The organism is Paenibacillus sp. P22 (assembly GCF_000469945.2).
GTDB lineage: Bacteria > Bacillota > Bacilli > Paenibacillales > Paenibacillaceae > Paenibacillus_O > Paenibacillus_O humicus.
This window is the reverse complement of sequence record NZ_CBRA020000045.1, coordinates 35,332-46,825: the sequence shown is the minus strand read 5'-3', so window position 1 is coordinate 46,825 and position 11,494 is coordinate 35,332. Positions and strand designations below refer to the sequence as shown.

General features: G+C 57.6%; 10 protein-coding genes, 1 tRNA gene and 1 pseudogene. 2 read left to right on the top strand and 10 right to left on the bottom strand.

The features are described 5' to 3' along the window. The 5 genes and pseudogenes from BN871_RS08490 to BN871_RS08470 form a co-directional block, all read right to left on the bottom strand. Positions 1–674: pseudogene (locus BN871_RS08490) on the bottom strand (2,3-bisphosphoglycerate-independent phosphoglycerate mutase); the annotation flags it as partial. 1 nt (position 675) lies between these two features. Beyond that, positions 676–1,431, bottom strand: coding sequence for a triose-phosphate isomerase (gene tpiA / locus BN871_RS08485; RefSeq protein ID WP_048745360.1), 756 nt, complete (start codon positions 1,429–1,431; stop codon positions 676–678). Between the two features lie 281 nt (positions 1,432–1,712). Continuing rightward, on the bottom strand, positions 1,713–2,894 hold the full coding sequence (locus tag BN871_RS08480; RefSeq protein ID WP_021880449.1) for a phosphoglycerate kinase: 1,182 nt from the start codon (positions 2,892–2,894) through the stop codon (positions 1,713–1,715). A gap of 112 nt (positions 2,895–3,006) precedes the next feature. Next, a complete protein-coding gene (gap, locus tag BN871_RS08475) occupies positions 3,007–4,011 on the bottom strand; it encodes a type I glyceraldehyde-3-phosphate dehydrogenase (RefSeq protein ID WP_048745358.1) in 1,005 nt (334 codons plus the stop codon). 165 nt (positions 4,012–4,176) lie between these two features. Next, positions 4,177–5,202, bottom strand: a complete 1,026-nt coding sequence (locus BN871_RS08470; protein ID WP_048745356.1) for a sugar-binding transcriptional regulator — start codon at positions 5,200–5,202, stop codon at positions 4,177–4,179. A 230-nt stretch (positions 5,203–5,432) separates the two neighbouring features. Between BN871_RS08470 and BN871_RS08465 the strand changes: the two genes are divergently transcribed. Beyond that, positions 5,433–5,507, top strand: a tRNA-Arg gene (locus BN871_RS08465). Between the two features lie 289 nt (positions 5,508–5,796). Then, the gene (gene clpP / locus BN871_RS08460) at positions 5,797–6,378 is read left to right on the top strand and encodes an ATP-dependent Clp endopeptidase proteolytic subunit ClpP (RefSeq protein WP_174806401.1); all 582 of its coding nucleotides are present in this window, start codon (positions 5,797–5,799) and stop codon (positions 6,376–6,378) included. 62 nt (positions 6,379–6,440) lie between these two features. Here clpP and BN871_RS08455 read toward each other — a convergent pair whose 3' ends face one another. From BN871_RS08455 to rapZ, 5 genes are all read right to left on the bottom strand, one after another. Then, positions 6,441–7,232, bottom strand: a complete 792-nt coding sequence (locus BN871_RS08455) for an SIMPL domain-containing protein (RefSeq protein ID WP_048745352.1) — start codon at positions 7,230–7,232, stop codon at positions 6,441–6,443. 982 nt (positions 7,233–8,214) lie between these two features. Continuing rightward, positions 8,215–8,484 (bottom strand): HPr family phosphocarrier protein, encoded by a 270-nt coding sequence (locus BN871_RS08450; RefSeq protein WP_048745351.1) that lies wholly within the window; start codon positions 8,482–8,484, stop codon positions 8,215–8,217. A 135-nt stretch (positions 8,485–8,619) separates the two neighbouring features. After that, positions 8,620–9,552, bottom strand: coding sequence for a DNA-binding protein WhiA (gene whiA / locus BN871_RS08445; protein ID WP_021880500.1), 933 nt, complete (start codon positions 9,550–9,552; stop codon positions 8,620–8,622). A gap of 4 nt (positions 9,553–9,556) precedes the next feature. Further along, the gene (gene yvcK, locus BN871_RS08440) at positions 9,557–10,543 is read right to left on the bottom strand and encodes a YvcK family protein (RefSeq protein ID WP_021880501.1); all 987 of its coding nucleotides are present in this window, start codon (positions 10,541–10,543) and stop codon (positions 9,557–9,559) included. Between the two features lie 12 nt (positions 10,544–10,555). Further along, entirely contained in the window at positions 10,556–11,437 is an 882-nt protein-coding gene (gene rapZ / locus BN871_RS08435; RefSeq protein WP_048745350.1) for an RNase adapter RapZ, read from the bottom strand. Positions 11,438–11,494 lie beyond the last annotated feature (57 nt).

Here is an 11,494-nt window from a genome sequence, read left to right as displayed (position 1 = left end):
TCGTACGATTCCCGCACGGCGCGGATCGGATCGGTGTATTTCGGACCGTCTCCGTACACCATGGCGCGGTAGGACTTCTCCACGCGCTCCCAGCGCTTGTCGCGGTCCATCGCATAGTAGCGGCCTTGCACAGTCGCGATGCGGCCGATGCCAAGCTCCTCGATCTTCGCCTGCAGCTCGGTCAGATAGCCGACTGCGCTGTCCGGAGCGACGTCGCGTCCGTCGAGGAAAGCATGGATGTAAACCTGATCCAGCCCTTCCTTCTTGGCCAGCTCGAGCAGCGCGAACAGATGCTGGATATGGCTGTGCACGCCGCCGTCGCTGAGCAGGCCGTACAGATGCAGCTTCTTGCCGTTCAGCTTGGCATGGCGCACGGCGCCGAGCAGCGTATCGTTGTCGAAGAACTCGCCGTCGCGGATCGACTTCGTGATCCGGGTGAGGTCCTGATAGACGATGCGTCCCGCACCGATGTTCAGATGGCCGACCTCGGAGTTGCCCATCTGGCCTTCGGGAAGGCCGACGGCTTCGCCGCAGGCGGTCAGCGTCGTATGGGGGAACTGGGCCATGAAGCGGTCGTAGTTCGGCTTATTGGCCTGAGCGACCGCGTTGCCCACGACATCATTGCGGAGGCCGAAGCCGTCCATGATGATCAGTGCGACCGGTTTGGGAGCCATGTTACTTCGCCCCCTCGACCAGAGCGATGTAGGAAGCCGGTTCCAGACTTGCGCCGCCCACGAGGGCGCCGTCGATGTTCGCCTGGCCCATGTATTCCTTCACGTTGGCCGGCTTCACGCTGCCGCCGTACTGGATGCGTACCGCGTCCGCCGTCGCTTGGTCGTACAGTCCGGCAACGACTTCACGGATGTAGGCGATGACATCCTCGGCGTCTTCAGCCGTGGAGGATTTGCCGGTGCCGATCGCCCAGATCGGCTCGTAGGCGATGACGACTTCGGCAGCCTGCTCGGCGGACAGGCCTTGGAACGCGCCTTGCGTCTGCACTTTGCAGACGTTTTTCGTGTCGCCGGCTTCGCGCTCTTCGAGCTTTTCGCCGACGCAGACGATCGGGGTCAGGCCGTGCTTGAACGCGGCCGCGACTTTCTTGTTCACGATCTCGTCCGTCTCGCCGAAGTACGCGCGGCGCTCGGAGTGGCCGACAATGACGTATTTCACGCCGAGATCGGCCAGCATGAGACCGGAGATTTCGCCGGTGAACGCGCCGTTGTCTTCAAAATGAAGGTTTTGCGCGCCGATGGCGATTTTCGTTCCTTTGGCCGCCTCGACGAGGGCCGGCAGCGTCGTGTACGGAGCGCAGATGACGCTCTCGACGCCGTCAACCTCGGCTCCGCCCTTCACTTCGCTGAAGAAGGATACGGCCTCGGATACCGTTTTGAACATTTTCCAGTTGCCTGCGATGATTGGAGTTCTTGCCATGGATATCATTCCTCTCCTGAAAACTGGGCTGCGCATCCGGAAACGAGGCTGCACATGCAGAAGACCGTTCCGATCGCTGCTCAAGCCGGAATTCTTTTTCATCCACCCGTCTAAAGGGGAGAATTCCGTCTTCAAATGCGACCGCTTATCCCGCTTCCATAATCGTCGAATGACGTCGACGTGAAAGTTGCGGGACAAGCTTCTCCACGGCCATTCTGCCTGCTTCGCCTGCCGGATTTCGCCAGCCTTTTTCCCCTCGCTCCGCTCGGGAGAAAGAGATGTTACTTATCGTTAAGGGCGACTACGCCCGGAAGAACCTTGCCTTCCATGAACTCCAGGGAAGCGCCGCCGCCCGTGGAGATATGGTCCATCTTGTCGGCCAGATGGAATTTCTCGGCTGCCGCAGCGGAATCGCCGCCGCCGATGACCGTGTAGCCTTCCGTCTCGGCGCAAGCTTGCGCAACGGCGCGGGTGCCGTGCGAGAACGGCTCGATCTCGAATACGCCCATCGGGCCGTTCCAGACGACCAGCTTGGATTCCTTGATGACTTTGGCATACAGCTCGCGGGTTTTCGGCCCGATGTCGATGCCTTCCCAGTCGGCAGGAATGCCGTCCACGTCGACGATCTTCGTGTTGGCGTCCTTGCTGAAGTCGTCGGATACGACGATATCGACCGGAATCAGGAAGTTTTTGCCGAGCTTCTTGGCTTTCTCGATGAATTCGAGAGCAAGGTCAAGCTTGGAGTTGTCCACGAGGGATTGTCCGATTTCATGGCCTTGAGCCTTGAAGAACGTGTAGGACAGGCCGCCGCCGATGAGGATGTTGTCGGCGATCTCGATCATCTTGTTGATGACGTCGATTTTGTCCTTGACCTTGGAACCGCCGACAATAGCCGTGAACGGACGCTCCGGATTGTTCAGCGCCTTGCCCAGCACGTCCAGCTCCTTCTCCATCAGAAGGCCGGATACGGCCGGAAGCAGGTGGGCGATGCCTTCCGTGGAAGCATGGGCGCGGTGAGCGGCGCCGAAGGCGTCATTCACGAACAGGTCGGCCAGCGAAGCAAGCTGCTTCGCGAATTCCGGATCGTTCTTCTCCTCGCCGGGGTTGAAGCGGGTGTTTTCGAGCAGCAGCACGTCGCCGTCCTGCAGCGCGGCGGCTTTGGCCTGCGCATCGGGACCGGCGGTATCGTCGGCTTTGGCGACCGGCTTGCCGATCAGCTCGGCCAGGCGCGCAGCGACCGGAGTCAGGCGCAGCTCTTCCTTCACTTCGCCGCCAGGACGGCCGAAGTGCGCGGCCAGAATGACGCGCGCGCCCTTCTCGATCAGGTACTGGATCGTAGGCAGCGTTTCCCGGATCCGGGTGTCATCGGTAATCGATCCATTTTCCATCGGCACGTTGAAATCGACGCGTACGAATACGCGCTTGCCCGCTACTTCCACATCACGAACGCTCTTCTTGTTCACAGCTGCTCGCCCTCCCGGTAGTGATTTCTATGGATAAAACATTGCTAAAGAGGAGAACGATCAATCGTCTCTCCTCTTTAGCTGTGGAATCGTCTATGCGATTAGAAGCTTCTTACAGGCCTTTGGAAGCGATGTAAGCAGCCAGGTCGACGACACGGTTGGAGTAGCCCCACTCATTGTCGTACCAGGAGATGACTTTGACCATGTTGCCTTCGACAACCATCGTCGACAGGGCGTCGATCGTGGAGGAAGCGGCATTGCCGTTGTAGTCGCTCGATACGAGCGGCTCTTCGGAGTAGAACAGGATGCCTTTCATGGAGCCTTCGGAAGCTTCCTTCAGGGCAGCGTTCACTTCTTCGACCGTTACATTCGATTTCACTTCGGCTACGAGATCCGTTACGGAAACGTTTTTCGTAGGAACGCGCATAGCCATGCCGTTCAGCTTGCCTTTGAGCTCAGGCAGAACGAGGGAGACGGCTTTGGCAGCGCCCGTGGAGGAAGGAATGATGTTTTCTGCGGCAGCGCGCGCGCGGCGCAGGTCCTTGTGAGGAACGTCCAGTACGGATTGGTCGTTCGTGTAGGAGTGGATCGTCGTCATCATGCCTTTTACGATGCCGAACTTGTCGTTCAGAACTTTGGCGAAAGGAGCCAGGCAGTTCGTCGTACAAGAAGCGTTGGAGATGACCGTGTGAGCCGAAGCGTCGTATTGATCTTCGTTTACGCCCATGACGATCGTGATGTCTTCGTTCGTAGCCGGAGCGGAGATGATGACTTTTTTCGCTCCGCCTTTCAGGTGAAGCTCGGCTTTTTCTTTAGCCGTGAAGATGCCCGTCGATTCAACGACGATTTCTGCGCCTACGGAGCCCCAAGGCAGGTTTTCCGGGTTGCGCTCGGCAAAGACTTTGATCTCGCGGCCGTTGACGACAAGCGCGCCTTCTTTAGCTTCTACCGTAGCGTCCAGGACGCCGTGGGTGGTGTCATATTTCAGCAGGTGGGCCAGCGTTTTCGTGTCCGTCAGGTCGTTCACAGCGACGATTTGAACCTCGCTGTTGTTCAGTGCTGCGCGGAAGACGTTGCGTCCGATACGGCCAAATCCGTTAATACCAACTTTAACCATGGTTGATATTCCTCCTGTTAAATGAAGTTTGATGATGCATCTATCTCAAAGCAATTCGCATGCCCTGCCCCTGGCAGGCGCAGAGCCCGCGGATTGCCATGAAAACAAGTCTGTTCCCGCGGCGCCTGGAAGGACAAGAACCATTATCGCCTTGCGGCATGGCTCTTATTCCGTCAGCGCCGCGATTTCGAGGGCGGCGGCCTCGTCGGTGACGAGGATGTCCTCGTGGCCGAATCTCAGCACCGCGGAGATGGCCTCCGCCTTGGAGCGGCCGCCGGCCACCCCGATGACGACCTCGGTCGTCATGATGTCCTCCAGGCGGATGCCGGCGGTCTGCATCTTGTGCACGACGTTGCCGCTGCGGTCGAAGTAGTAGCCCCAGGCTTCGGCAAGCGCGCCGTCCGCCTTGAGGGAGTCGACCAGTCCGCTGTCGATCCGTCTGCGCCGGGCCATCACCATGGCGTCTCCGATGCCGTGGATGACGATGCGTGCGCTGCGGATGACCTCGACGATCTCCTTCACTCCGGGCTCCTGCATGAGGCTCGTGTAGGCCTCTTCGCTGAGATGGTCCGGGACGTGAAGCATCCGGTACTGCGCTCCCGTCCGCTTGGCCATCGTCGAGACGATTGTGCTCGCCTGGTATTCCAGGCTCTCTCCGAGCCCGCCTCGCGCCGGCACGAACAGGTTGCTCCGGCGCGGCGAGCTCGAGGCGAGCTGCGAGGCGACGCCCGCAAGCGTCGTTCCTCCGGTCACCGCCACGACATCCCGCTCGCCCAGCACCTGCAGGAGCGCCGCGGCTCCGGCGCGGCCAAGCTCCCGCTTGGCGCTGTCCGACTTCTCGGAATCGCCGGGCACGATGATGACCTTCTGCAAGCCGAACCGCTGCTTGAGCTTCTCCTCCAGGTCGCTGAGCCCGAGCAGCCCTCCGAGCTCTGGCTCCATCTCCTCCAGCAGCCGGCGGCCGGCCGGGCTGATGGACATGCCGGAGGATTTGATCTCCAGCAAGCCCTGTTCCTTGAGGAAGTCGGTCTCGGCTCTCAGAACTCTCTCCGTCATCGACAGGGAGGCGGCGAGCGTCCGGCGGCCGATCATGTCCGAGAGCATGACCTGATGCAGAATCGCATAACGGCGGCGGAGCGTATCGACGAGATCCGGAACGAGCTGACGCTGCAAATCAATAATGCTGCGCATGAGCGCCCCCACTCCACTCGTGCATGGCCGTATTGGGACATTTTTCGTCCCGGCCATTCATTTTACGTCCCACACCATTATTTTACCTCTTTTAGATAACCCCCGCAAGTGAGGAATACCCGATGAAAACGGTTGCCGACACCCAATTTTCGGATTTCTTTTTACGGAAACCTTTAGTGTTGCTTTTTCCTGCCAGCTGTTATACAATCTTAGACGTTACGTTTTTACAAGCGCCCGTGGTCCAATGGATATGACGTAGGCCTCCGGAGCCTGAGATCTAGGTTCGATTCCTAGCGGGCGCGCCAATTTACACCAATGGCTTCATTACATAGAAGGACCGGCATTCGTGCCGGTCCTTTTTTTGCATCCGGAGGAGATCGGACTTAGGATCGGGAAGCCGCCTCGCCGCTCCGGCTGCCGGAAGCGGAAGCTCAGGTTTAGAGAATAAGGAAGCCGGTTAAAATGGGCTATTGAAGGCTGTCCCGACCTCTTTGACCAAATTTGACTTTAAAATCGCAATCCATTAAAATGAGAAAGCAGCACCCCGCATATCCACTATTTATGAAGGTTATAAGGAGGGACTCGCACTTGGACATGAATTTTGTGCCTATGGTCATCGAGCAAAGCAACCGCGGTGAGCGCGCCTATGATATTTATTCCCGGCTGCTCAAGGACCGCATCATCTTCCTCGGCACCGGCGTCAACGATGTGGTGGCCAACTCCATCATCGCCCAAATGCTGTTCCTTGCAGCGGACGATCCGGAGAAGGACATCTCGCTTTATATCAACAGCCCCGGCGGCTCCATTACGGCCGGCATGGCGATCTACGACACGATGCAGTTCATCAAGCCGGATGTCTCCACGATCTGCGTCGGCATGGCGGCTTCCATGGGAGCGTTCCTGCTGACAGCAGGCGCCAAGGGCAAGCGTTACGCGCTGCCGAACAGCGAGGTCATGATTCATCAGCCGCTCGGCGGAGCCGAAGGCCAGGCGAGCGACATCGAGATCCGTGCCCGCCGCATCCTCAAGATGCGCGACAAGCTGAACGCCATCCTGTCCGAGCGTACCGGCCAGCCGCTGGAGCGCATCGAGAAGGATACCGACCGCGACAACTTCATGAGCGCGGAAGAAGCGACGGCTTACGGCCTCGTCGACAAAGTCATCGAGAAGCTGTAAGGTCGGCTGAATGGACGAAAAGAAAAGCAGCCCCCGGATTTGCCGGGGGCTGCTTTCTTTTTCTATTTTAGGGAGAACAATACGGTGATGTCGGAGGTGACGTCGACCTCGCCTGCATCCACGACCGTATTGGCCGAGGAGTCCGACGCTGCCGCCATCTTCATCTGCGCTCTCTCGATGACCGGCTGCACGACCTGGGCGCCGTTCTCCGAGATCGAGACGACCTCGCCGAGCGTGCGGCCCGAAGCCTGGGCCAGCGTCATCGCTTTGACCTTGGCGGCCTCGACCGCCTTCTGCAGCGCCTGCTGCGTGTAGGCGTCTCCTTTTTCCGTGCCGAAGGAAATGTTGTTGATCCGATTGGCGCCGGCTGCTGCCAGACCGTCGACGAGATCGCCGGTCTTATCTATGTTGCGGTAGGAAATCTGGATGTCCTGCACCGCTGTGTATCCGGTCAGCACTTGGCCTTCTTTATCCGTATAGCGGTATTGCGGCTGCACGGAGTAGTTCGTCGTCTTCAAATCCTTTTCCGCGACTCCGAAGGTTCCTGTCAGCGCCTTGCGCACGGCATCGTACTTCTTGGCCGCTCCGGCCTGCGCTTCCTTGGCCGTCTTGGCCGTTACCGATACGCCAGCCGATACATAGGCGATATCCGGCGCGACCGACACCTTGCCTGTACCCGTCACGGCGACTGTATTCATCACGGCATTCTCCGTTCCCGCGGCAAAAGCCGGCTTGTTGAGCGGCTGACCGCCAAAAGCATTCCACGCCATCAACGATCCCGCTGTGATTCCCGCCGCTAGAAGCAGCACCTTGCTCTTTTGCATCAGCCCGCCAGCCGCATTTCGTTTGTCCATTCCCAGCGCCTCCTTAGGTGTTGTCCTCTTGAAACGGCATGCACATGCAAAAGGTTGCATTTACCATCAAGGATTGACGATATTATTGACTTTGAGACCTGGATGGGGGATTGGAGGACATGCGGGCAAATCTAATGGCCCCTGCAAGTCTTCGATGGTTGGTCGGACATACGATTCCAAACCAATGACTTCCAGCATGCTTCAATTTATAGCAGCGGTCATACGATCCCAACCCTATGGCTCCAACTGTTTCGATCCATAGCGTACATATGATACCAACCCAATGACTTTCCAGCTTGTTTCAATCCTTATCGAACATACGTTACCAACCCAATGGCTTTCCAGCATGCTTCAATTTATAGCGGACATACGATCCCAACCCTATGGCGCCAACATGTTTCGATCCTTATCGGACATAAGATCCGTTATTTAGATGATTTAAGCCCATTTCGATGATTATCGGACATACGATCCGTTATTCGGGCTCAACCGCGACCATTTGACCCTTTTTTAGGAAAATAACGGATCCTATGTCCTTTAAATTTATTTTAATGACAAAATCGAGTCCAATAGCGGATCCTATGTCCGATAATCCATGCAATTGTCTGTAAAGCCATTACCACCGGGTCAAATCGAAGCATCAGGAGCATGAAGGGCCTTTTATCCCACTTCACCATGCCATAGGCGATAAAAGCTCAGTTCACGCCGGGAGATGCATTTGCAGGAGGCATTTGCAGTCGCCACTTGTAGTCGGCATTTTGCACTCGCCACTTGCAGTCGCCACTTGCAGTCGGCACTTGCTGAAGGCACTTGCTGGAGGCACTTGCAGTCGCCACTTGCAGTCTGCCTTTGCAGGAAGCCTTTGCAGGCCTTTGCGCCATAGGCATCCGCGCCGCTGGTTTCAAGCAAATCAAAAAAAGCCCCCTGCGGGAGCTTTCGTGAAGCGCGTCCGAGGCTGCGCATGCAGCGCCCGGAGGCTGATTTATTGGTTCTCGAGCTCTTCCTTGCTCACCAGGGAGACTAAAGCGTTTACAGCCTGCTCTGCATCCGAACCCTCGGCACTGACGTAAACTTCCGTGCCGGAGCTGATCGCAAGGCTCATGATGCCCATGATGGACTTGGCGTTTACTTTCTTCTCGTCCTTTTCCACGAAAATCTCGGAAGAGAACTTGTTCGCTTCCTGCACGAAGAGTGCAGCCGGTCTTGCGTGAAGACCCGTCTTGAGTCTAACGACAACGGGTTGTCTGGTCATGAAATCTATACCCCCTAGTTCATTTTCACTGCTGCAACGGCGCTTCACGCGCTCGGTAACATCATCCGTTTCAGGTATGAGGAAATCTGGCCACGATTGCTACCATTATACCATCGGCCCGTGTAAGTTAAAAGTTCAGCTTCCACGCAATTTTTCGGCCAGCTCGTCGATTTTGCGAAGCCTGTGGTTCACGCCGGACTTGCTGACCGAGCCCTTCAGCATCTCGCCGACTTCCTTGAGGTTCATGTCGGGATGCAGAAGACGGATTTCCGCCACCTCTCGAAGCTTCTCGGGCAGGTTCTCCAGTCCCATCTCCTTCTGCAGCAGACGGATATTGTCGATCTGGCGCACGGCAGCTCCGATCGTCTTGTTGAGGTTGGCCGTCTCGCAGTTGACGATGCGGTTGACGGAGTTCCTCATGTCGCGCATGATGCGGACATCCTCGAATTTGAACAAAGCCTGATGAGCGCCGATGATGTTCAGCAGCTCGATGATCTTCTCGCCTTCCTTGATGTAGAAGATGAATCCTTTCTTGCGCTCGATGCACCGGGCGTTCAGCCCGAATTTGTTGGCCAGCGCCACCAGTGCCCCGCAATGCTCCTCGTACATGCAGGAAATCTCCAAATGATAGGAGGAGCCTTCGGGGTTGTTGACGGAGCCGCCGGCCAGGAAAGCGCCGCGCAGGTAAGCGCGCTTGCAGCAAGGACGTTTGATCATATCCTTATCTATGCCCTGATTGAACATGAATCCTTCGGAAACGATGTTCAGATCCTTGAGAATTTCCTGGACCTTGGCCGGAATCCGGACAATGTAGACATTGTTCTTCTTCAGCCTCATCTTCTTGCGGACAAGCAGCTCGGTATGGACGTCGAATATCTTCTTGATCAGGCTGTAGATCCGGCGCGCGATGGCCGCATTCTCCGTCGAGATGTCGAGGATGACCTTGCGGCTGGCCAAGTGCACCGATCCGTTCATCCGGATCAGAGCGGACAGCTCCGCCCGTTCGCAGCAGGCGTCCTGGTTGTCTACGAGCGTCAGTTCTTTTTTGGTCTGGGCCGCAAAGCTCATCTCTTCACCCCTTTCTTTGCATCCAGCTCTCTACAAGCTGATAGATATGATGGCTCAACCGCACGGCATCATGCCGCAAATAAGTGCGGAACAGCACCAGGCGGTCTGCGATGACCTTGTATCCCCGGCGCGTGACTTCGTCCAGATCGAGCTGGACAGCCTTCGCTCCCATTTCCGCATAGCGGTCCTGGATCTGAGGAGGAATCTCGCCGTCGTTGACGATGACGTAATCGAACAGCTGGTGGCCGATATGGCGGTGCACCGCTTCCAGATGATCGCTCACCGCATAATCGTCCGTCTCGCCCGGCTGGGTCATGACATTGCAGATGAAAATCTTGATCGCATTCGACTGAACGATGCATTCCGCCAGCTTCGGCACGAGCAGATTGGGAATAATGCTCGTGTACAAGCTGCCGGGTCCGATCAGGATCGCATCCGCCTCCTGGATCGCCTGGCACGCTTCCTCGAGCGGCTCCACGTCGGGAGGCTCGATGAACACCCGCTTGATCGGCTGCCCGGCCAGCGGAATATTGGACTCGCCCTCGACGATCGTTCCGTCCTCCAGCTCGGCCTTGAGCACGATCGCCTGATCCGACGCCGGCAGCACCGTGCCGCGAACGGCGAGCACCCGGCTCAGCTCCCTGACCCCGGTCACGAAGTCGCCGGATATATCCGTCATCGCCGCCAGCATGAGATTGCCCAGGCTGTGGCCGGCAAGTCCGGTGCCGCTCGGGAACCGGTATTGAAGCATCTCCGATAAAAGCGGCTCGACATCCGCCAACGCCATGAGCACGTTGCGGATGTCGCCCGGTGGAGGAATTTGAAGCTCGCTGCGAAGGACGCCGGAGCTGCCGCCGTCATCGGCTACGGTAACGATCGCCGTGATGTCGAGCGGCTTCTCCTTGAGGCCGCGGAGCATGACGGACAAGCCGGTGCCGCCGCCGATGACGACGATTTTCGGTAGTGGAGCCTTGGATTTGCTGCTTGCCATATAAGTCCCGCCTTAAGGACGGTCACGTCCGGCATCGCGATGGCTCACCCGGACCGATTCCGTCTCGCTGCTGCCGAGCATGCGCCCGAGATATTCCGAAATGGCGACGGAACGGTGCTTGCCGCCCGTACAGCCGATTCCGATGACAACCTGACTCTTGCCCTCCTTGCGGTACAGGGGGATGAGAAATTGCAGCATGTCGAGAAGCTTGGTAAGAAACATCTGGGTATCCGGCCACTTCATAACATAATCATATACATCCTGCTCCTGTCCGGTGCGCGGACGCAGATGCTCGACGTAATGCGGATTCGGCAGGAAGCGGACGTCATAGATCAGATCGGCGTCGATCGGAATGCCGTACTTGAAGCCGAATGAGGTGACATTCACCGAAAACGGCGCCTGCTTGGCATTCGTGAAGCGCGAAATGATGGACTCCTTGAGCTCGGCCGGCTTCAGCTTGCTCGTGTCGATCGTCTGTGTCGCCGAATTCTTGAGCTCCTCCAGCAGCTGCCTCTCCAGATGGATGCCTTCGAGCGGCAAGCCGTTGGGAGCGAGCGGATGCCGGCGCCGGCTCTCCTTGTAACGGCGTACGAGAACGTCGTCGGTCGCGTCCAGGAACAGAATCTCGTGCTGGAAGGTAAAGTGGTTCTTGATATAATCGAGCGACTCCGACAAAGCCGTGAAAAATTCGCGGCCGCGCAAATCGATGACGAGCGCCACTTTGGCGATTTTGCCGTTGGAGCCGTCGATCAGCTCGGCAAACTTCGGAATGAGCACCGGAGGCAGATTGTCGACGCAAAAGAACCCGAGATCCTCGAGGCTCTGGACTGCAATCGTCTTGCCTGCGCCGGACATGCCCGTAATGATGACCAGCTTGGGCGTATTCGTTTCCATATGCTGTTCCTCCCTAGGGGGGTGCCGGAATAAATCCGCCGATCCAAATCCGGCCCC